Genomic DNA, 21,599 nt, shown 5'->3' on the forward strand with positions numbered 1-21,599 from the left:
AGGCGGGGAAGTAGAGCGGCAAAATGGCGTGTTTTTTGTGTGGTTTTTATGATTAATTTATTGATTTTTAAGTAAAAACATTTTTTTAATGTTTGCAAAATTTTTTGAATTCACCGGGTGGACGGCGTAGGGTAAAGTTAAATTTTTAGGCGTTTTGTCGCCGCGAGGCGCTGAAAGTTTAATTATCGGTTAATTATTATTTCACCGTCCGGCAACAATTGACGGTTTATTTATTTTTATGGTCGTTTAACCGCCAATTTTACGGCGAGAAAATAAAAGCGAATGCGTTGAAATACACCGCAAAAATGAAAACGCCGCAGCGAAGTGCGGCGTTTGGCAGCAGGGGTACTCCCAAAGTGGCAGTACCCCCTGATGATGCTTAGGCCTTGGACCAGTGGCGGCGTTTGGCCGCCTGCAGCTTCTCGTAGGCCGCCAGCAGCGCCTGATGGGCCGGCAACGCCTTCAGATCGGCATCGACGGCGAACAGCCCGTTGAAGCGCGCTTCACCGCTGATGGCGGCGGAGGCGGCGTCGACCGCTTCCTGGCCGTACATCTTCACGAACGCGGTGTAGTACTGCGCCGCTTCGCGTTCAGGCTCCTGCGCCAGCAGCAGCAGCGTTTGCAGACAGCGGTAGTAGTTGCTGCGCGCCGGGCTCAGCACCGATGCGTTGAAGTCCTGCGTCCATTCGGTCCAGATCAGCGCCTGATCCAGATCGCCGCCCGCCAGCGCCAGCATCGACTTCAGCTCGCCCACGCGCAGGGTATGCCAGGCGTTGTCTTTGCCGCTGGCAATGCCCAGCAGTTCGCGTACGCGGGTGAAGTCGTCCAGCCCTTCGTCGTCCAACTGCTCGATCAGCGCCAGGTACTCTTCCGGCTCCCACTCGCTACCCGGCAGCGCCAGCAGCGTATCGCGCAGGTGCGCGCCCATGCTGTTGTTGGCCAGCAGCAGGTCTTCCGCCGGATAAATGTCGGACATGCCCGGCACGATGATGCGGCAAGCGTAGACGCCCAGGTGCTCGTAGTCGGCGATGTACACTTCCGCGTCTTCTTTGTCGAAGATGCTCATCAGGGTGGCGAACTCTTCCTGCGTGCTGCCGCTGAAGTTCCAGTCAACGAACGGGTAATCGGCGTCCTGTTTGAACAGATCCCAGGAGATCAGGCCGCTGGAGTCGATGAAGTGCGTTTCCAGGTTGGTGTGTTCCGCCACTTCTTCGTCATCGAAGGTCGGTGCGGTGAACACGTCGAGATCTTTCAGGCTGCGGCCCTGCAGCAGTTCGGTTACCGTGCGCTCCAGCGCCACGCCGAAGTCCGGGTGCGCGCCGAACGAAGCGAAGCAGGTGCCGTTGGTCGGGTTGAACAGCACCACGCAAATGACCGGGTAGTTGCCGCCCAGCGAGGCGTCATAGGAGAGGATCGGGAAACCTTCCTCTTCCAGCTTGGCGATGGCTTCCACCACGCCCGGGTAGCGGTTCAGCACTTCGTCCGGGATCGCCGGCAGGCTGATGGATTCGGCGATGATGCGGTTTTTCACATAGCGCTCGAACACTTCCGACAGGCCCTGCACGCGCGCTTCGTTGGCGGTGTTGCCGGCGGACATGCCGTTGGAAACATACAGGTTGCCGATGATGTTCATCGGGATGTACACGGTTTGCTGATCGGACTGACGGGTAAACGGCAGCGCACACACGCCGCGATCCGCGTTGCCGGATTGCAGATCGACAAGATCGCTGGCGCTCAGCTCTTGCTGCGGATCGTAGAAGGCGTGCAGGCGTTCGTCGAGGATGCCGGCCGGCAGCGCGTCGTCTTCAGGGATCGGGAACCATTTCTCATTCGGGTAGTGCACGAAATCGCCTTCGGCAATCTGCTTGCCCAGATAGAAATCGGCGAAGAAGTAGTTGGTGGACAGGCGCTCGAAATATTCACCCAGCGCGGAGGCCAGCGCGGCTTTTTTGCTGGCGCCTTTGCCGTTGGTGAAGCACAGCGGGCAATCGCGATCGCGAATGTGCACTGACCACACGTGCGGCACCGGGTTCAGCCAGGAGGCTTCTTCGATGTTGAAACCGAGATCGCTCAGTTTCTGCTGGAAACGGGCGATGGAGTCTTCCAGGGCGGCGTCTTTACCGGGGATAAAAGTTTGCGTCATTGTCTTCACTTTTTGCGCGTACTAAAAACGCGCAATGATACGGGGTTTTACGCTGGAGCTCCACGTATTCCTAAAGCGGCGGCAAAGTCACAGTTTTTTTAAGGATAAAGGCCATAATTCAGCGAGTTATCTGTCACGGAGAAATCTAATGAAATCAGTGAAACTCAGCTCGTTAACCCTCCTGTTGACCGGCTTCAGCGCCTCGGCGCTGGCGCTGCCCAACATCACTCTGCTGGCGACCGGCGGCACCATTGCCGGCGGCGGCGATTCGGCGACGAAATCCAACTATACGGCGGGCAAGCTGGGCGTCGAGGCGTTGGTCGATGCGGTGCCGGCGCTGAAAAACATCGCCAACGTGCAGGGGGAGCAGGTGGTGAACATCGGTTCGCAGGACATGAACGATCGGGTCTGGCTGACGTTGGCGAAGAAAATTGACGCCGACTGCGGCAAGACCGACGGCTTCGTCATCACCCACGGCACCGATACGCTGGAAGAGACGGCCTACTTCCTCGATCTGACGGTGAAGTGCGATAAGCCGGTGGTGCTGGTGGGGGCGATGCGGCCGGCGACGGCGATGAGCGCCGATGGTCCGTTCAACCTGTATAATGCGGTGGTGACGGCGGCGGATCCGCAATCGGCCAACCGCGGGGTGTTGGTGGCAATGAACGACACGGTGCTGGATGCGCGCGACGTCACCAAGACCAACACCACCGCCGTGCAGACCTTCCAGTCGCCAAACTACGGCCCGCTGGGATATATCCACAACGGCAAGATCGATTACCAGCGCTTGCCGCAGCGTAAGCATACCCGGGATACGCCGTTCGACGTCAGCAAGCTGAACGAACTGCCGAAGGTCGGCATCGTCTACAACTATGCCAACGCCTCCGATGCGCCGGCCAAGGCGCTGATCGCCGAAGGCTATCAGGGCATCGTCAGCGCCGGGGTCGGCAACGGCAACCTGTATAAAACGGTGTTCGACATCCTGGCGACGGCGGCGCACAACGGTGTGGCGGTGGTACGTTCATCGCGCGTGCCGACCGGCGCCACCACCGAAGATGCGGAAGTGGACGACGCCAAGTACGGCTTTGTTGCCGCCGGCACGCTGAATCCGCAAAAAGCGCGCATTCTGCTGCAGCTGGCGCTGACGCAAACCAAAGATGCGAAGCAAATCCAGCAGATGTTTAATCAGTACTGATCGTTTTCTCTTCTGCGGGGGCCGGCCGGGCTCCCGCAGCCATCTTGGCTGAATACAGCATAAAACACCGTGTTAACCCGATGAATTTCCCCATGTCGCAGGGTTTTATCGTCCAAACAATCGCGACGGCCGCAGAGCCTGTCATCACCCGGCGCGGCCGTTTGCCGCCGACGGGTGAATAAGCGTTGCAGCCATGGGGCGTGAGTGATAAAACCGATGGGTTGGTTAACGCGAGCGTTAACTTCGGGCGTCTTTTCGACAGGTCGCTTTTCTGCGGCGAACAGTGAATGTGGTGAGGGGAAATGACTCAGGTTTATAATTTTAGCTCTGGCCCGGCGATGCTGCCGGTGGAAGTGTTGCGTCGTGCGGAACAGGAACTGTGCAACTGGCACGGGCTGGGCACGTCAGTGATGGAGATCAGTCACCGCAGCAAAGAATTCATCGCCGTTGCCGAGCAGGCGGAACAGGATCTGCGCGATCTGCTGAAAGTCCCCTCCAACTATAAAGTGCTGTTTTGCCACGGCGGCGCCCGCGCGCAGTTCGCCGCGCTGCCGCTGAACCTGCTGGGCGACAAGGCCACCGCCGACTATATCGACGGCGGCTATTGGGCGCACAGCGCCATCAAGGAAGCGGAAAAGTATTGCGCCCCGAACGTCATCGACGTGAAAACCCGTATCGACGGCCTGAGCGGCATCAAGCCGATGAAAGAGTGGCAGCTCAGCGACGACGCGGCTTATGTCCACTATTGCCCGAATGAGACCATCGACGGCGTGGCCATCGATGAAACGCCGGACTTCGGCGACAAGGTGGTGATCGGCGATTACTCCTCGACCATCCTGTCCCGCCCGCTCGACGTCAGCCGTTTCGGCGTGATTTACGCCGGCGCGCAGAAAAATATCGGCCCGGCCGGCCTGACGCTGGTGATCGTACGCGACGATCTGCTGGGTAAGGCGCGCAAAGAAGTGCCGTCGATCCTCGACTACACCGTGCTGGCCGAAAACGACTCGATGTTCAACACCCCGCCAACCTTCGCCTGGTACCTGTCCGGGCTGGTGTTCAAATGGCTGAAAGAGCAGGGTGGCCTGGTGGAGATGCAAAAACGCAATCAGGCCAAGGCCGAACTGCTGTACGCGACCATCGATAAATCCGACTTTTACCGCAGCCAGGTGGCGATCGCCAACCGTTCCTGGATGAACGTGCCGTTCCAGCTGGCCGATGCGGCGCTGGACAAGGTGTTCCTCAGCGAAGCCGAAGCCATCGGCCTGCAGGCGCTGAAAGGCCACCGGGTAGTTGGCGGGATGCGCGCTTCTATTTACAATGCCATGCCGCTGGCCGGCGTGCAGGCGCTGACCGACTTCATGGCCGACTTCGAACGTCGTCACGGTTGATTCCGTCAGCCCGCCCGGTGCGGGCTGCTCAGGCTGTTGTCCTTTTGCATTAAAGCGGCTCCGGCATTATTCCGGAGCCGTTTCGTTTATCAGAATTGGAGAGTTTTGTTCACATGGTGGATTCCCTGACGTTACACCCGGTCGCCCTGGTCAATGGCACCGTCAACTTACCCGGCTCCAAGAGCGTTTCTAACCGCGCTCTGCTGCTGGCGGCGCTGGCGAAAGGCACGACCCGGCTGACCAACCTGCTGGACAGCGACGACGTGCGTCATATGCTGAACGCGCTGCAGGCGTTGGGCGTGAACTATCAGCTTTCCGCCGATCGCACCGTGTGCGAAGTGACCGGCGTGGCCGGGCCGCTGGTGGCCGGCCAGCCGCTGGAACTGTTCCTCGGCAACGCCGGGACGGCGATGCGCCCATTGGCGGCGGCGCTGTGCCTCGGCGAAGGCGACGTGGTGTTGACCGGCGAACCGCGCATGAAAGAGCGCCCGATCGGCCATTTGGTGGACGCGTTGCGCCAGGGCGGGGCGCAGATTGATTACCTCGAGCAGACCGATTACCCGCCGATTCGCCTGCGCGGCGGCTTCCAGGGCGGCGAGGTCACCGTTGACGGCAGCGTCTCCAGCCAGTTCCTGACCGCGTTGCTGATGACCGCGCCGCTGGCGCCGCAGGATACGCAGATCCACATCAAGGGCGAGCTGGTTTCCAAGCCGTACATCGACATCACGCTGCATCTGATGCGCACCTTCGGCGTATCGGTGAGCCACGACAACTACCGGGTGTTCCATATCCAGGGGCGTCAGACGTATATCGCGCCGGGCGATTACCTGGTTGAGGGCGATGCTTCTTCCGCCTCTTACTTCCTGGCGGCGGCGGCTATCAAGGGCGGCACCGTGCGCGTGACCGGCATCGGCCGCAAAAGCGTGCAGGGCGACACCAAGTTTGCCGACGTGCTGGAGAAAATGGGCGCGCGCATTACCTGGGGCGACGATTTCATCGAATGCAGCCGCGGTGAACTGCGCGGCATCGACATGGACATGAACCACATTCCGGACGCGGCGATGACCATCGCCACCGCAGCGCTGTTCGCCGAGGGGCCGACCACCATTCGCAATATCTACAACTGGCGGGTAAAGGAGACCGACCGTCTGGCGGCGATGGCCACCGAGCTGCGTAAAGTGGGGGCGGAAGTGGACGAAGGCGAAGACTACATTCACGTCGTGCCGCCGGCCAAACTGCAGTTTGCCGAGATTGGCACCTACAACGATCACCGTATGGCGATGTGTTTCTCGCTGGTGGCGCTGTCGGATACTCCGGTCACCATTCTCGATCCGAAATGCACCGCGAAAACCTTCCCGGACTATTTCGAACAGCTGGCGCGCATCAGCCAGCCGGCGTAACCCGTCAAATCGTTTATTTTAAGGCCCCTTTGTGGGCCTTTATCGTTTTTAACCTTTGGCGACCGGCGTTTCTTCTATACTTTTTCGCGGTTGTGCGCTTATTTTCAACAACCGGACAGTTCCAGGGTAACAGATCGCCGTAGGGCAGCGTATAATACGCCACCGTATTTGCCCCTGATTGGGCAGGTGACAGAGAGTGCGGCGCGCGGGCCTTGAGCCGAAGCGCACCGTGTCTCTGTGAGGTTTTCTACCTGAAGGAGAGAGAAATGACGGCTACAGCCCCGGTGATAACCGTTGATGGACCAAGTGGCGCAGGCAAAGGCACGCTGTGTAAAGCGTTGGCCGAGTCCCTTGGTTGGCGTTTGCTGGACTCCGGCGCGATCTATCGCGTGCTGGCGCTGGCGGCGTTGCATCATCAGGTGGATATCACTTCTGAGGAAGCGCTGGTTCCGCTGGCCGCACATCTCGATGTTCGCTTCGTTGCCCAGGACGGCAAGCTGCAGGTGATTTTGGAAGGTGAGGACGTCAGCAATGAGATCCGCACCGAAACCGTCGGCAACACCGCGTCACAAGCGGCGGCGTTTCCGCGCGTGCGCGAGGCGCTGCTGCGCCGCCAGCGCGCATTCCGCGAGGCGCCCGGCCTGATTGCCGATGGCCGCGACATGGGCACGGTGGTGTTCCCGGACGCGCCGGTCAAGATTTTCCTCGACGCCAGCTCGGAGGAGCGCGCGCACCGCCGCATGCTGCAGTTGCAGGAGAAGGGCTTTAATGTTAACTTTGAACGTCTTTTAGCCGAGATAAAGGAACGGGACGACCGTGACCGTAATCGGCCTATCGCGCCTCTGGTGCCCGCTTCTGACGCCCTCGTGCTGGATTCTACCAGCATGTCGATCGAAGAAGTGATCCGGCAGGCGTTGACGTATGCACAGAAAGTGTTGGCGTTGCCGCAGCAATAAGCGCGGCGGCGCTATTGGCTTTTTGTCATATTTGTCATAGCGGTATCGCAATATATCGGGTAAAATTTTACCCCTGTAACCTTAAACCCTGTCGGCATGGAGCCAATGGCGGGGTATGTGAAACAACCCCATTCGGCGGGACGCTAAATGGACGTTAAACTAAAGAACCCTGAAGATTAACAACATGACTGAATCTTTCGCTCAACTCTTTGAAGAATCCTTAAAAGAAATCGAAACCCGCCCGGGTTCCATCGTTCGTGGCGTCGTTGTTGCTATCGACAAAGATATCGTACTGGTTGACGCCGGTCTGAAATCTGAGTCTGCCATCCCGGCTGAGCAATTCAAAAACGCCCAGGGCGAGCTGGAAATCCAGGTTGGTGACGAAGTTGACGTTGCTCTGGATGCTGTTGAAGACGGCTTCGGTGAAACCCTGCTGTCCCGTGAGAAAGCTAAGCGTCACGAAGCTTGGATCACGCTGGAAAAAGCATACGAAGAAGCTGAGACTGTAACCGGTGTTATCAACGGCAAAGTGAAGGGTGGCTTCACCGTCGAGCTGAACGGCATCCGCGCGTTCCTGCCAGGTTCCCTGGTTGACGTGCGTCCGGTACGTGACACTCTGCACCTGGAAGGCAAAGAGCTTGAGTTCAAAGTCATCAAGCTGGATCAGAAGCGCAACAACGTTGTCGTTTCTCGCCGTGCGGTTATCGAATCCGAGAACAGCGCTGAGCGCGATCAACTGCTGGAAAACCTGCAGGAAGGCATGGAAGTTAAAGGTATCGTTAAGAACCTCACTGACTACGGTGCATTCGTTGATCTGGGCGGCGTAGACGGCCTGCTGCACATCACTGACATGGCTTGGAAACGCGTTAAGCACCCAAGCGAAATCGTCAATGTTGGCGATGAAATCACTGTTAAAGTGCTGAAGTTCGACCGCGAGCGTACTCGTGTATCCCTGGGCCTGAAACAGCTGGGCGAAGATCCATGGGTTGCTATCGCGAAACGTTACCCAGAAGGCACCAAGCTGACTGGTCGTGTAACCAACCTGACTGATTACGGCTGCTTCGTAGAAATCGAAGAAGGCGTTGAAGGTCTGGTACACGTTTCTGAAATGGATTGGACCAACAAAAACATCCATCCGTCCAAAGTTGTTAACGTGGGCGACGTAGTGGAAGTGATGGTTCTGGACATCGATGAAGAGCGTCGTCGTATCTCCCTGGGCCTGAAGCAGTGCAAATCCAACCCATGGCAGCAGTTCGCAGAAACCCACAACAAGGGCGACCGCGTTGAAGGTAAAATCAAGTCTATCACTGACTTCGGTATCTTCATCGGCCTGGACGGCGGCATCGACGGCCTGGTTCACCTGTCTGACATCTCCTGGAACGTTGCAGGCGAAGAAGCAGTACGTGAATACAAGAAAGGCGACGAAATCGCAGCGGTTGTTCTGCAAGTTGACGCAGAGCGCGAGCGTATCTCCCTGGGCGTGAAGCAGCTGGCTGAAGACCCGTTCAATAACTACCTGTCTATGAACAAGAAAGGTGCTATTGTTACTGGTAAAGTCACTGCAGTTGACGCCAAAGGTGCTACAGTTGAATTGGCAGGCGGCGTAGAAGGTTACCTGCGTGCATCTGAAGCCTCTCGCGACCGCATTGAAGATGCAACTCTGGTTCTGAACGTAGGTGACGAAGTTGAAGCTAAATTCACCGGCGTTGACCGTAAGAACCGCGTTGTAAGCCTGTCCGTACGTGCTAAGGACGAAGCTGACGAGAAAGACGCCATCGCAACTGTTAACAACAAACAGGAAGAAGGCAACTTCTCTAACGCAATGGCTGAAGCTTTCAAAGCGGCTAAAGGCGAGTAATGACGGGGGGCGGTTTCTGACCGCCCCGATACGGTAGTTTAGCTGCAAAGCTTGGAGGTACTATGACCAAGTCTGAACTTATTGAAAGACTTGCTGGCCAGCAATCTCATATTCCGGCGAAGGCCGTTGAGGATGCAGTGAAAGAGATGCTTGAGCACATGGCCGCAACGCTGGCCGAGGGCGAACGCATTGAGATCCGCGGATTCGGCAGTTTTTCTCTTCACTACCGTGCCCCGCGTGTAGGCCGCAACCCGAAAACCGGTGACAAAGTTGAGCTGGACGGCAAGTACGTTCCTCACTTCAAACCTGGCAAAGAGTTGCGTGACCGCGCCAATATCTATGGCTAGTCGCTGACTGCTCATAGCGTTGTTGCTTGTAAAGAATATAAAACGGTGCCTTTAAGGCGCCGTTTTTTTTTCGCCTGCGATTCTCCATGACACGCAAGTGAATTGCGTACTGCGCCGCATTTGCGGTGTGGCTGCTGCATAGGCCTCTCTTATCCTGCCATGCTCACCGCATCTTCGTTAAAGCCCGCTGGCGGCGACATATCGCCTCAACGATCCTGCTTGCTTGCCGTGACGCGTTTTTGCTCATGGTGGAGCCGATGGGAGAAGAGCGATCAAAATTTCGCTGGATCTGGCGATATTCGCCGTTATCTGCGGCATCCTGCCGCTGCTGGTTTTACCGCGGTTGCCAGAGCCATGGCTGCTGTGGCCGATGCTGTTTGTCGCCGGTTTACTGCTGCGCACCCGTTGGCCGATCTGTCGTTATTTGGCCTGTCTGGGTTTGGGATTCATATGGGCGGTTTTCAACGCCGGAAGCCTGCTTGGGCAAATGGAGCACCTAAGCCGCATGCCGGATGTAACGGCGGTGGCGCAGGTGAGTAGTGTCGCACTGGAGCCTGCCGCCAGTAAGCAGACGCTGATGCGCATCGAGCGAGTCGACGGCCATTGGTTGGTGCCTGCGCTGACGTTTACCACGACGTGGGCCCCAGAACGGCAGCGTCTGTGCGCCGGGCAGCGCTGGCAGTTGAAACTGCGTTTGCGGCCGGTGCACGGCAAGCTCAATGAAGGCGGCTTTGACAGCCAGCGTTGGGCAATCGCGCAGCGCCAACCTTTGACCGCGCAGGTCAGGCAGGCTCGTTTGCTGGATGGCGATTGCGGCCTGCGCCAGCGCATAATCAGCCATGCGGAAACCAACATCGGTGAATTGCGTTACAAGGCGGTGTTGCTGGCGCTGGCGTTTGGGGAACGCACCGCACTGGAACAGGCTTTGCGCACGCTGATGCTGAAAACCGGCATTGCGCACCTGATGGCTATTTCGGGGCTGCATGTGGCGATGGTCGCCATTTTGTTTTGGGCGGTGCTGCGTGCGCTGCAGTTTTTTCTTCCCGCCCATCTGATTGGTTATCGCTTTCCGCTGGTCGCGGGCTGGGTGGCGACGCTGATCTATGTCTGGTTGGTGGGCGCCCAGCCACCGGCGGTACGCACCGCGCTGGCGATGACGCTGTGGATGCTGCTGCGCTTGCGCGGCGTTCATTGTTCTTCCTGGCAAGTGTGGCTGTGGTGCGTCGGGCTGATTTTGTTGTGCGATCCGCTGGCGGTATTGTCAGACAGTTTTTGGCTGTCGGTGCTGGCGGTAGGGTGTTTGATTTTTTGGTTCGAATGGGCGCCGCTCGGCGAGCGATTTCGTTCCGCCTGGTATTGGGCGCCGGTACGCTGGCTGCATATTCAGCTGGGCATGACGCTGCTGCTGGTGCCGATGCAGGTCGCGCTGTTTTTAGGCCTGACGCTGACCTCATTGCCGGCCAATCTCTGGGCGGTGCCCATCGTCTCATTGGTGACGGTGCCGTTGATTTTGCTGGCGGTGATCGGCGGCGTCTTCCCCTCGCTAAGTTACGGGCTTTGGTGGTTGGCCGATTTCACGTTGAGCGGGGTGTTTGTGCCGCTGCATTACCTGCAGCGCGGTTGGGTAGATTTGGGGGCTGCCTCGCTGCTGGCCAGCATAGCGGGATGGCTTATCGTTATCTGTTGGCGCTTTCATTGGTGGTGGCGCTATGCGCCGGGCCTGGCGACGATCGCGATATGCTGCGTGCTGTGGCGAGGAAAAGAGCCGGGATACCGCTGGCGCGTCGATATGCTCGATGTCGGGCACGGCCTGGCGATGGTGATAGAGCAAAACGGCAAAGGCATATTGTATGACACCGGCGATCGTTGGCCTGCAGGCAGCGCCGCCGAGCGGCATATTTTGCCGATGCTGAACTGGCGGGGTATTGAACTGGAACAGATCATTATCAGCCATGCTCATCTCGATCATATCGGCGGGCTGTCGACGGTACAGAGTGCGTTTCCACAGGCGACGGTGCGCAGCCCGATACGCGGGGAGGGGCACTTGCCCTGCGTCGCCGGAGAGCGTTGGCGATGGCAGTCGTTGCAATTCGAGGTGCTGTGGCCGCCGAAAACGCTCAAAAGGCCGGTCAATGACGACTCCTGTGTGATTCGCATCGACGACGGGAAATACAGCCTGCTGCTTACCGGCGACGCGGAAAAGAAGGCGGAGGCACAGCTGATTCGATTGCGCCGCGACCGTTTAGCGGCCACGGTATTGCAGGTGGGGCACCATGGCAGCAGAACGTCTTCGACGCCGCCGTTTCTGCGCGCGGTCAATCCTGAGGTGGCGCTGGCGTCAGCATCTCGTTACAACAAATGGCGATTGCCAGCGCGTAAAGTGGTCGCCAGATACCGGGCAAATGGCATTACATGGCGTGATACGACGCGCTCCGGCCAGTTATCGGTACTTTTTTTCGACAACGATTGGCAAATTAAAGGCTTTCGCGAACAATTAATGCCCCGTTGGTACCATCAGCGGTTTGGCGTAGAGGGTGATAATGAGTAAAATAGGCCGCTATTTCTTCCGATGCTGGTATTTGCATGATGAATGATAAAGATCTCTCGACCTGGCAGACGTTCCGTCGACTCTGGCCGATGATCACTCCTTTTAAGACCGGGCTGATTGTGGCCGCCATTGCGTTGATTATGAACGCAGCGGGGGACACGCTGATGCTGTCTCTGCTTAAACCGCTATTGGACGATGGGTTTGGAAAAACCGACAGCAGCGTGCTGGTGTGGATGCCGCTGGCGGTGATTGCGCTGATGCTGATGCGCGGCGTGACCAGCTTTGTTTCAAGCTACTGCATTTCCTGGGTTTCCGGCATGGTGGTGATGCAGATGCGCCGCCGCCTGTTTGGCCACATGATGAGAATGCCGGTGGCCTTCTTCGATCAGCAGTCTACCGGGACGCTGTTGTCGCGCATTACCTATGACTCCGAGCAGGTGGCTTCCTCCTCTTCCAGCGCCCTGGTGACCGTGGTGCGTGAAGGGGCCTCGATCATTGGCCTGTTCATCATGATGTTCTACTACAGCTGGCAGCTGTCGGTGATCCTGATCGTGCTGGCGCCGATCGTCTCCATCGCCATTCGCCTGGTGTCCAAGCGTTTCCGCAACATCAGCAAGAACATGCAGAACACCATGGGGCAGGTGACCACCAGCGCCGAGCAGATGCTGAAAGGCCATAAAGAAGTGCTGATCTTCGGTGGCCAGCAGGTGGAAACCGAGCGCTTTAACTCGGTCAGCAACCGCATGCGTCAACAGGGCATGAAACTGGTCTCCGCGTCTTCGATTTCCGATCCGATCATTCAGCTGATCGCTTCGCTGGCGCTGGCGTTCGTGCTGTTTGCCGCCAGCTTCCCTAGCGTGATGTCAACCCTGACCGCCGGTACCATTACCGTGGTGTTCTCGTCGATGATCGCGCTGATGCGCCCGCTGAAGTCGCTGACCAACGTCAATGCCCAGTTCCAACGCGGGATGGCGGCATGCCAGACGCTGTTCTCCATTTTGGATATGGAACAGGAAAAAGACACCGGCACCCGCGAAGTGAAGCGTGCGAAAGGCGACATCGAATTCCGCAACGTCACCTTCTATTACCCGTCCAAGGAAACACCGGCGCTGCGTGATATCAACCTGAAAATCGCCGAAGGCAAGACCGTCGCATTGGTGGGCCGTTCCGGTTCGGGCAAATCCACCATCGCCAACCTGTTGACGCGTTTCTACGATATCCAGGAAGGCGAAATCCTGATGGACGGCCACGATCTGCGTGAATATACCCTGGCCTCACTGCGTAATCAGGTGGCGCTGGTCTCGCAAAACGTGCACCTGTTCAACGACACCATCGCCAACAACATCGCCTATGCGCGCGAGAGCGAATACAGCCGCGAGCAGATTGAGAAAGCGGCCGAAATGGCGTACGCGATGGACTTCATCAACAAGATGGAGAACGGCCTGGATACGGTGATCGGTGAGAACGGTGTAATGCTATCCGGCGGCCAACGTCAGCGTATCGCCATCGCGCGTGCGTTACTGCGCGACTGCCCGATCCTGATCCTGGATGAGGCGACTTCTGCGCTGGATACCGAGTCCGAACGTGCCATCCAGGCTGCGCTGGACGAGTTGCAGAAAGACCGTACTTCGCTGGTGATCGCGCACCGTCTGTCGACGATTGAGAAGGCGGACGAGATCCTGGTGGTGGAGGACGGCCGCATCGTCGAACGCGGCGAGCACGCCGAATTGCTTGAACGGCAGGGCGCCTATGCGCAGCTGCACCGCATGCAGTTTGGTCAATAATGATTGAGCGCATCTGGTCCGGCGGTTCGCTGCTTTATCTGGCGCTGCTGCCGCTCTCCTGGCTGTATGGCCTGCTCAGTTGGCTGATTCGCCTCAGCTATCGCTGTGGCCTGCGCAAAAGCTGGCGCGCGCCGGTGCCGGTGGTGGTGGTGGGCAACCTCACCGCTGGCGGCAACGGCAAAACGCCGATGGTGATCTGGCTGGTGGAACACCTGCAGCAGCGGGGCTATCGCGTTGGCGTGGTTTCGCGCGGCTACGGCGGCAAGTCGGCGGTCTATCCCCTGGTGCTCAATCAGAATACCTCGACCCGCGAGGCGGGGGATGAGCCGGTGCTGATTTATCAGCGCACCGGCGCGCCCGTGGCGATCGCGCCCAAGCGAGCCGAGGCGGTACAGGCCTTGCTGCAACAACAGCCGCTGGATGCGATCATCACCGACGACGGCTTGCAGCACTATGCCTTACAGCGTGACTTCGAGCTGGTGGTCATCGACGGCGTGCGCCGTTTCGGCAATGGCTGGTGGTTACCGGCCGGGCCGATGCGCGAGCGTGCCGCGCGGCTTGGCAGCGTCGATGCGCGCGTCGCCAATGGCGGCGTGGCGCAGGCGGGGGAGATTGCCATGCGCCTCCAGGCGCGTGACGCGGTGAACCTGCTGAGCGGTGAACGTCGCCCGGCGGCCGAGCTGCCGCGCGTGGTGGCGATGGCGGGCATCGGTCATCCGCCGCGTTTCTTCGCGACGTTGGAAAAGCTGAACGTCGAGGTGGTGCAGGAAGTGGCGTTTGCCGATCATCAGGAATATCAGCAGCCGCAGCTGACGGCGCTGGTTGCAGCCGATCAAACGCTGCTGATGACGGAGAAGGACGCGGTGAAGTGCCGCGCCTTTGCCCAGCCTAATTGGTGGTATTTACCGGTTGATGCGGTGCTACCGTCCGCTCAGGCTGAGCAACTGCTGCAGGGTATCGAATCTCTGCTGACCAAGTAACCTCAGGATGCCAGCGTGACAAGCCCCAGGGCTTGCGCGCAGGCCTCCAGCGAACGCTGCTGGGTTTGCTGATACAGCGCCAGCTCGTCGATCACCTCACTGCCCAACGCTTGTTCAAACGCAGCCCGGCTGGAAGCGGCATTGTACTGCGCGTGGCGGCTGTCCCCCAGATTTGACTGGAAAATCCCCGCTGCGCTGACCGGCAGAAAATCTTCATACACCAGCGGCTGGAAGCGAACGTGTTCTTTCTCGATCAGTTGCTCCAGGGTACTGTGCTTATCCAGCGACTCTTTGGCCGCCAGGCCGCATTCGGTCGGGAAATAGCGGAACCAGGCCAGCTGTTGCTCGCGCAGCGTGGCGTAATCATCCGGAAACGCCCGGAAGTTTTCCTCCAGCAGTTGATAGTAGCGCTCGGCGTTCTTCTCGCTTGGCGGTGCCTGCAGTGCATCGTTGGTCGCCTGCAGCAGGCGGTCGTAGAGGGCGCGCCCTTTAGGCGTCAGCGCCACGCCGCGCTGTTCGATCTCGCCGAAGCGCGCGGTATGGTGGCCGGCGATGGCGTGGCCGTCGTGCTCAACGAAATCGACGCTTTCTTCCAACGCCTTGAAGCTGGTCTGGCGCAGCAGGATTGCACGGCGGCGGCGCGGCGGGCCCTCGATGACCGCTTTGGGCGTAATGCCGCGGCCGGGCATCGCCTGTTGAACGCGATCGATATCCAGCGTGCGCGGCGTCAGGTGGTTGATATGCGGCCCTTTAAACGCTACGACGTCGGCGATCAGGCGATGCTGATCGTGCAACTGCCGGTATTCTTCGGCGCTGACCGTCGCCTGATTGTGCCAGCGGAAGGTCTCCAGCGCTTGTTCGACAAACTCTTGCGCCTGCGCTGCATTCAATCCGCCTTGCGCTTCCTGCAGCGCGATCAGTTCCAACGCGCGATCGGTAAAGATGCGGCGGCGCGCCAGCAAGCGCTCGGCCAGCTCACGCAGCGCGGGATCTTCTATCAGTTCCAGGCGCAGCAGGGAGGTGAACACGCGGAAAGGACTGATCTGCAGCGCGTCTTCATGTACGGCGCGAAAAGCGGTAGAGTGCACCGGAACGCCCGCTACCGACAGGTCATAGTAACCGACCGGCGCCATGCCCATCACCCGGAACAGGCGGCGCAGGGTGGCCAGCTCATCCGCGGTGCCGACCCGGATCGCGCCGTGGCGCTCCATGGCGAGGCGCTCTATCTCGCCGGTGATTTGCAACTGATGAGCCAGTGCGGCGTCTTCGCGCAGAACCTGTCGATTGGTTTCCGCCACCAACTCCAGCAGATCGCCGTACAGCGGTACCTCCTTTTGGTACATGTCCGACATCGCGTGGGAGAATCTGGCGCGGATTTCATTAGGTGAAACGAACTGCTGGGCGGTCATGCGCATAGCTCCTTGATTCAGCATAATCTGAAAAATCGTGTTTTTAGCGGCAAAAGTGCTGGCGAAAAAGCCGTCTGCCTTGTTTTCCCCTCAAGTTTAGCCATCTGATTTGGGATTTGTTATAGAGGCGCCAAGCATATTAGAGTTTTATGCGTTAGCTCTCATTTGCAGCGCACAGACGGACAAATGATGCGCCGGCCTGGGGGAAGAGGCGGTGGATGGGCTGCGAAGAACGGTAAATTAATTCATGTGTATTCAGGGGGATAAAAATAAATTCGGCGTAATGGCGAATTTAATGCAATAAACCTCTTGTGCATTCACCAGATTTATGAGTAAATGCAAGTCGGCCTGTAATCCAGACCTATTTATGTTCGAGTTTAGAGTTAAGCAGTTCCTCCAAAAACGTTATCATCCGATTCCGCTTCAAAGACGAACCTTCTAAGTACCTCCCATAAGTAATGTTTCTGAAATGGCCCCAATTGCCTCTTATGGCAGGTTTTGTAAATATATTTAAAGGTAAATGTAATGTCTAAGAAGACTGGTCAGGTTAAGTGGTTCAACGAAAGCAAAGGTTTTGGTTTCATTGAGCAGAACGACGGCGGCAAAGATGTATTCGTACACTTCTCCGCAATCATGACCGACGGTTTCAAGACCCTGGCTGAAGGCCAGCGCGTCGAGTACACCATCCAGGACAGCCCGCGCGGGCCGGCTGCCGCCAACGTAGTTGCTCTGTAAGAATACAGGGAACGCGTATAAGAGATCTTAATACAACCATGGTGACGCTTTAGCGCCGAGTCATGCGGAAGATATTAAGTTCAACAAGCCCGCCTTAGTGCGGGTTTTTTATTTTTTTGCTCACGAGAGGTTTGTTACGAAAAACTTTAGGATGGGCTGGTAGCGTCCAGACAATATAAAAAAAGACGTTGTCAAGGATGCTCAAGTAAAAGGATATAAGTTATGTTTAAAAATACTGTGTTAAAAATGGGCCGCGTGAAATGGTTTAATCAGGCCGAAGGCTATGGTTTTATTTCACCGGTAGATGGCAGCGACGAAATCTATGTCAATAGCAACGCTATCGCCAACACCAAAAATAAGTCGTTGAACGAAGGTCAGAACGTTGAGTTCTCGATCTATCGCAGCTCGCATGGGCTGTCCGCGGCAGACGTTATCGCGTTCTGATCGCACCCTCCTTCCTCGCCAGTGCCGGTGTCGCCACCCGCAAGCACTGGCGAAGATAAATCCCTCGATATCCACTATTATCAGGCCACTGCCTACTTGCTACGGATATCAGGATGACCACCCCGATAATTTCCCTTACCGCCGCTCGCGCGCTGCACCTTGCCGCCCAGGGGCTGCTTTCTCCGCTTAAACGCCAGGCTAAGCCCGATGACGTCGTGAGCGCGATCCAGCGCATGGGGCTGTTACAAATCGATACCATTAGCGTCGTCGCCCGCAGCCCGTATCTGGTGCTGTTCAGCCGTTTGGGCGCCTATCAGTCGGAATGGCTGGAGCAGGCGCTTGCCGGCCGCAAGCTGTTCGAATATTGGGCGCACGAAGCCTGTTTCCTGCCGATTGAGGATTTTGGTTTGCTGCGGCACCGCATGCTGGCGCCTCATGATATGGGCTGGAAATATTCCGCCGACTGGGTGCAGCAGCACCAGGCGGCGATGGACAGCCTGCTGCGGCACATCGAACAACAGGGGCCGGTGCGCTCCGCCGATTTCAGCGCCGAGAAAAAGGGCAACAGCGGATGGTGGGACTGGAAACCGGAGAAACGACACCTGGAGATCCTGTTTACCGCCGGCAAGCTGATGGTAGCCGAACGCCGCAACTTCCACCGGGTTTACGATCTGACCGAAAGGTTGCTGCCGGCCTGGGACGATGCGCGTCATACGCTGCCTGCGGAGCGGGCGCGCAGGCAGATGCTGCGCCGCACCTGCCGCTATCTGGGTATCTTTCGCGCTGAATGGTTGGCAGATTACTATCGGCTGAAACGCGTGGCGCCAAAAGCCTTGCTGGCAGAGCTGCAGGAGCAGGGGGAGATTACGCCCGTACAGGTAGAGGGGCTGGAAGGGCCGTTCTATGTGCATGAATCTCTGGCGGAACTGCTGCCGCTGGCGGAACAGAGCAAACTCAAATCGACGGTCACCAGCCTGTTGTCCCCCTTTGATCCGGTAGTTTGGGATCGGCGGCGGGCGCTGGAGTTGTTCAACTTTGACTATCGGCTGGAGTGTTATACGCCGAAAGAAAAACGTCGCTATGGGTACTTCACCCTGCCGGTGCTGCACCGCGGTGAGCTGGTGGGGCGCATTGACGCCAAGGCGCACCGTCGCCAGGGGGTGTTCGAGATCATCAGTTTCCATGCGGAGCCGCAGGTGCGCTTCGGCAAACAGCGGGCGCAGGATATCCGGCAGGCCATCGCGCGTACGGCCAAATGGCACGGTGCGCAACGCGTCGCGCTGGGCGACATTCCGGCGGCGTTGGCCGCTGAATGGGGGACCGGCTGGGAAGTGGAATAACGAACGACGCCGTCGGTGGGTAAAACGAAGTTCAGCGCCGCTCGTTACAAAGGGGCTCAGTGGCTGAAGTTAGCGAACAGAGCGATGATTTTATGCAGACGTTTGATCACGTATCACGGCCTTTTTGTGATTTGTATCACAAAATTCTACGCTGGGATGCGCCCCAGTTCAAGCTGTTGCCCCCGCGCGATGAGGAAATATCGGTGGGTTGGCGCCACCGGTGATTAACCTGAGGCCGGGCGTTATGCTATCCTCACAGCCTTTCCCAGATGACCTATCCCCTTACGGAGGATGCATGGACCACCGTTTACTCGAAATCGTTGCCTGCCCGGTATGCAACGGCAAACTCTATTTCAATAAAGAAAACCAGGAACTGGTGTGCAAAGCGGACGGGTTGGCTTACCCGCTGCGCGATGGCATTCCGGTGCTGTTGGAAAATGAAGCGCGTGCGCTGTCGCTGGATGAGAAACACGCATGAGTTTTATCGCTATTATTCCCGCCCGCTACGCCTCGACCCGTTTGCCGGGTAAACCGCTGGCCGATATTCACGGCAAGCCGATGGTGGTACACGTCATGGAGCGCGCCCGCGAGTCCGGCGCCAGCCGCGTCATCGTGGCGACCGATCACCCTGAAGTCGCCAAAGCGGTGGAAGCCGCCGGTGGCGAAGTGTGCATGACCAGCCCGGATCACCATTCCGGCACCGAGCGGCTGGCGGAAGTGATCGCACACTACGGCTTTGCCGACGACCAGATCATCGTTAACGTGCAGGGCGACGAACCGCTGATCCCACCGGTGATCGTGCGTCAGGTGGCGGAGAACCTGGCGGGCAGCCAGGCCGGTATGGCGACGCTGGCGGTGCCGATCGAGAGCGCCGAAGAGGCTTTCAACCCCAACGCGGTGAAGGTCGTGATGGACGCGCAGGGCTACGCGCTCTATTTTTCACGCGCCACCATTCCGTGGGATCGTGAGCGTTTCGCCGCGTCGAAAGAGAGCATCGGCGACAGCCTGCTGCGTCATATCGGCATCTACGCGTACCGCGCCGGCTTCGTGCGTCGCTACGTCAGCTGGGCGCCGAGCCAGCTGGAACAGATCGAGCTGTTGGAACAGCTGCGCGTGCTGTGGTACGGTGAAAAAATCCACGTGGCGGTCGCGAAAGCGATCCCGAGCGTGGGGGTCGATACGCCGGAAGATCTCCAGCGCGTGCGCGACAGCATCCAACCCTGAGCCTGAGTTCGTCGGCGCGCCGCGCAACGCGCCGACGATGCAACACCCCCCATGATTGTTCCCCGTTTTGTTGATCTGCGTTGAAGAATTTTTCTGCTCACCGTTCGATGATGTTACATCCCCCCTTATTAGCCTGAGGTGAATGCCTTATGGAGCAGTTACGCGCCGAACTGAGCATTGTGCTGGGTGAGTCCATCAGCCGGCTGGAGCGGGTGAGCGAGCAGCCTTATGCGCATATGTATTCGCTGTACGATCGGCAGGGCAACGCGATCCCGCTGATGGCGAAAAGCTTTATCTGTCAAGGCATCGCCCAGCAGGAGGCTTACAAGCTGTCGATGCTGGCGCGCGACGGGGATATTCGGCTGCCCACGGTGTACGGCGTGGTGTGTACTCAACAGACGCCGTATAAGGAAATCCTGCTGATCGAGCGCCTGCGCGGCGTGTCGGCTGAAGCGCCGACGCGCTCGCCGGATCGCTGGAACATGCTGATGGAACAGATCGTTGACGGGATATTGGCCTGGCACCGCATCGACAGCCACGGCAGCGTCGGCAGCGTTGACAGCACGCAGGAGAACGACTGGTTTTGCTGGTATCAACAGCGGGTCGAAGTGCTGTGGGCGACGGTAGTCAATCTCACCACCCCGCAGCTGACCATGGCGGATCGGCGTTTGCTGTACCGCACGCGCGAAGCGCTGACCCATTTCTTCGTCGGCTTCGACGATCCCTGTGTTCTGGTGCACGGTAACCTGTCGCTGCGCAGCATGCTGAAGGATCCCAAAAGCGATCAGCTGTTGGCGATGCTCAATCCCGGCGTGGTGCTGTGGGCGCCGCGCGAATACGATCTTTTTCGCCTGTGCGAGGCGGGTATGCCCAGCCAACTGCTGTTCCGCTATCTGCAGCGCGCGCCGGTCGCCGACGCTTTCCTGGCACGGCGCTGGCTGTATGTGGTGTGGGAAGCGGTAGGGCGCTTGGTTCATACCGGCAAGCTGGAGCGGCGGCCGTTCGACTATGCATCGCAACAGCTGCTGCCCTGGCTGGCCGGTTGAACGGGCCTTACTCGGCGCCGGCGCGATCCGCGCCTTTCAGCCACTGCCACAGGCTGCCCAGCGTTTCATACCAGGCACGTTCGGTATGGCCGAGGAACATCGAGGACGGTGTGGCGCGATCCCAGATATTCAGCGGCGAGTCGATCGCCAACTGGTTGGCCGGCGCCGGGATCGGGTGCAGGCCTTTCGCCTCGAAGAAGCGCATGGCGCGCGGCAGATGGTTGGCGGAGGTCACCAGAATGAACGGTTGCTCGCCGACCAACTTGGCGACCTGAGCGGCTTCTTCCTCGGTATCGCGCGGTTCCCTCAGGATCACCATATCGCTGCGCGGCACGCCCAGGCTTTCGGCCACCAGCGCCGCCGTGGCGGCGTTGCTTTGCATGCTGCCGGCGGATGCGCCGGTAAACACCATTCTGGCGCCGGGATGCGCAAGGTAAAGCCGCACGCCTTCCGTCACGCGCGGCAGGCTGTTGCCGAGTAAATTCGAGCTGGGTGCCCAATCGGGATTGTAGGTATAGCCCCCGCCCAACACCACGATGTAACTGACCGGATCGTTGCCGCGATAAGTCTGGTATTGGGCTTCGATCGGCCTCAGCAGCCGGTCGGCCACCGGCTGCAGGCTGAAAAGCAGTAAAAACAGCCAGCTCAGCGTAAAAATCGTCTTACCGCTTTTTTGCCAGCGGGTGAACCACAGCAGCAGCAGCGCCAGCCCCATCAGCAGCATCAACAGCGGCAGCGGCATCAGCATGGCGCCAAAGAACTTTTTCAGGTTGAACAGCATCGAAAATCAGATCCTTTTGGG

The 21,599-nt window shown here is 58.4% G+C and carries 18 protein-coding genes; 15 read left to right on the forward strand and 3 right to left on the reverse strand.

Annotated elements, in window-relative coordinates:
• Positions 1-379 precede the first annotated feature (379 nt).
• Positions 380-2,143, reverse strand: a complete 1,764-nt coding sequence (gene ycaO / locus EKL15_RS02800; protein WP_102984911.1) for a 30S ribosomal protein S12 methylthiotransferase accessory factor YcaO — start codon at positions 2,141-2,143, stop codon at positions 380-382.
• Between the two features lie 148 nt (positions 2,144-2,291).
• Here ycaO and ansB point away from each other — a divergent pair, with 148 nt between their 5' ends.
• From ansB to lpxK, 9 genes are all read left to right on the forward strand, one after another.
• Positions 2,292-3,338: an L-asparaginase 2 gene (gene ansB / locus EKL15_RS02805; protein ID WP_203088759.1), complete on the forward strand. Its 1,047-nt coding sequence runs from the start codon at positions 2,292-2,294 to the stop codon at positions 3,336-3,338.
• 302 nt (positions 3,339-3,640) lie between these two features.
• The gene (gene serC / locus EKL15_RS02810; RefSeq protein WP_033637853.1) at positions 3,641-4,726 is read left to right on the forward strand and encodes a 3-phosphoserine/phosphohydroxythreonine transaminase; all 1,086 of its coding nucleotides are present in this window, start codon (positions 3,641-3,643) and stop codon (positions 4,724-4,726) included.
• Between the two features lie 113 nt (positions 4,727-4,839).
• Positions 4,840-6,126, forward strand: coding sequence for a 3-phosphoshikimate 1-carboxyvinyltransferase (aroA, locus tag EKL15_RS02815; RefSeq protein ID WP_060440282.1), 1,287 nt, complete (start codon positions 4,840-4,842; stop codon positions 6,124-6,126).
• A 266-nt stretch (positions 6,127-6,392) separates the two neighbouring features.
• On the forward strand, positions 6,393-7,082 hold the full coding sequence (cmk, locus tag EKL15_RS02820; RefSeq protein ID WP_004928270.1) for a (d)CMP kinase: 690 nt from the start codon (positions 6,393-6,395) through the stop codon (positions 7,080-7,082).
• Between the two features lie 184 nt (positions 7,083-7,266).
• Positions 7,267-8,940, forward strand: a complete 1,674-nt coding sequence (gene rpsA / locus EKL15_RS02825; protein WP_004928267.1) for a 30S ribosomal protein S1 — start codon at positions 7,267-7,269, stop codon at positions 8,938-8,940.
• Between the two features lie 62 nt (positions 8,941-9,002).
• A complete protein-coding gene (ihfB, locus tag EKL15_RS02830; protein WP_004928264.1) occupies positions 9,003-9,287 on the forward strand; it encodes an integration host factor subunit beta in 285 nt (94 codons plus the stop codon).
• Between the two features lie 277 nt (positions 9,288-9,564).
• Positions 9,565-11,835, forward strand: coding sequence for a ComEC family protein (locus EKL15_RS02835; RefSeq protein ID WP_080440226.1), 2,271 nt, complete (start codon positions 9,565-9,567; stop codon positions 11,833-11,835).
• A gap of 35 nt (positions 11,836-11,870) precedes the next feature.
• Positions 11,871-13,619, forward strand: coding sequence for a lipid A ABC transporter ATP-binding protein/permease MsbA (msbA, locus tag EKL15_RS02840; protein ID WP_047727931.1), 1,749 nt, complete (start codon positions 11,871-11,873; stop codon positions 13,617-13,619).
• Positions 13,619-14,599: a tetraacyldisaccharide 4'-kinase gene (gene lpxK, locus EKL15_RS02845; RefSeq protein ID WP_060421751.1), complete on the forward strand. Its 981-nt coding sequence runs from the start codon at positions 13,619-13,621 to the stop codon at positions 14,597-14,599. Before msbA ends, lpxK begins: the two co-directional genes overlap by 1 nt.
• Positions 14,600-14,601: 2 nt before the next feature.
• On the opposite strand, the gene EKL15_RS02850 is transcribed toward lpxK, so the two are convergent.
• Positions 14,602-16,008, reverse strand: coding sequence for a VOC family protein (locus tag EKL15_RS02850; protein ID WP_060421754.1), 1,407 nt, complete (start codon positions 16,006-16,008; stop codon positions 14,602-14,604).
• Between the two features lie 525 nt (positions 16,009-16,533).
• On the opposite strand from EKL15_RS02850, the gene EKL15_RS02855 reads away from it, so the two are divergent.
• The 6 genes from EKL15_RS02855 to EKL15_RS02880 all read left to right on the forward strand — a co-directional run bounded on the left by EKL15_RS02855 (position 16,534) and on the right by EKL15_RS02880 (position 20,797).
• Positions 16,534-16,743: a cold shock domain-containing protein gene (locus tag EKL15_RS02855; RefSeq protein WP_019454537.1), complete on the forward strand. Its 210-nt coding sequence runs from the start codon at positions 16,534-16,536 to the stop codon at positions 16,741-16,743.
• Between the two features lie 222 nt (positions 16,744-16,965).
• Positions 16,966-17,187, forward strand: coding sequence for a cold-shock protein (locus EKL15_RS02860; RefSeq protein WP_203088761.1), 222 nt, complete (start codon positions 16,966-16,968; stop codon positions 17,185-17,187).
• A 113-nt stretch (positions 17,188-17,300) separates the two neighbouring features.
• Entirely contained in the window at positions 17,301-18,527 is a 1,227-nt protein-coding gene (locus tag EKL15_RS02865) for a winged helix-turn-helix domain-containing protein (protein ID WP_159317866.1), read from the forward strand.
• Positions 18,528-18,822: 295 nt separating this feature from the next.
• Positions 18,823-19,005 (forward strand): Trm112 family protein, encoded by a 183-nt coding sequence (locus EKL15_RS02870; protein ID WP_004928237.1) that lies wholly within the window; start codon positions 18,823-18,825, stop codon positions 19,003-19,005.
• Positions 19,002-19,751 (forward strand): 3-deoxy-manno-octulosonate cytidylyltransferase, encoded by a 750-nt coding sequence (gene kdsB, locus EKL15_RS02875; RefSeq protein ID WP_004928235.1) that lies wholly within the window; start codon positions 19,002-19,004, stop codon positions 19,749-19,751. Before EKL15_RS02870 ends, kdsB begins: the two co-directional genes overlap by 4 nt.
• Before the next feature lie 149 nt (positions 19,752-19,900).
• Positions 19,901-20,797: a YcbJ family phosphotransferase gene (locus EKL15_RS02880; protein ID WP_060421759.1), complete on the forward strand. Its 897-nt coding sequence runs from the start codon at positions 19,901-19,903 to the stop codon at positions 20,795-20,797.
• 7 nt (positions 20,798-20,804) lie between these two features.
• On the opposite strand, the gene elyC is transcribed toward EKL15_RS02880, so the two are convergent.
• The gene (gene elyC / locus EKL15_RS02885) at positions 20,805-21,578 is read right to left on the reverse strand and encodes an envelope biogenesis factor ElyC (protein ID WP_038880809.1); all 774 of its coding nucleotides are present in this window, start codon (positions 21,576-21,578) and stop codon (positions 20,805-20,807) included.
• Positions 21,579-21,599: the final 21 nt, after the last annotated feature.

Source organism: Serratia sp. 4542, from assembly GCF_016805595.1.
In the GTDB taxonomy this organism is placed as follows: Bacteria; Pseudomonadota; Gammaproteobacteria; order Enterobacterales; family Enterobacteriaceae; genus Serratia; species Serratia nevei.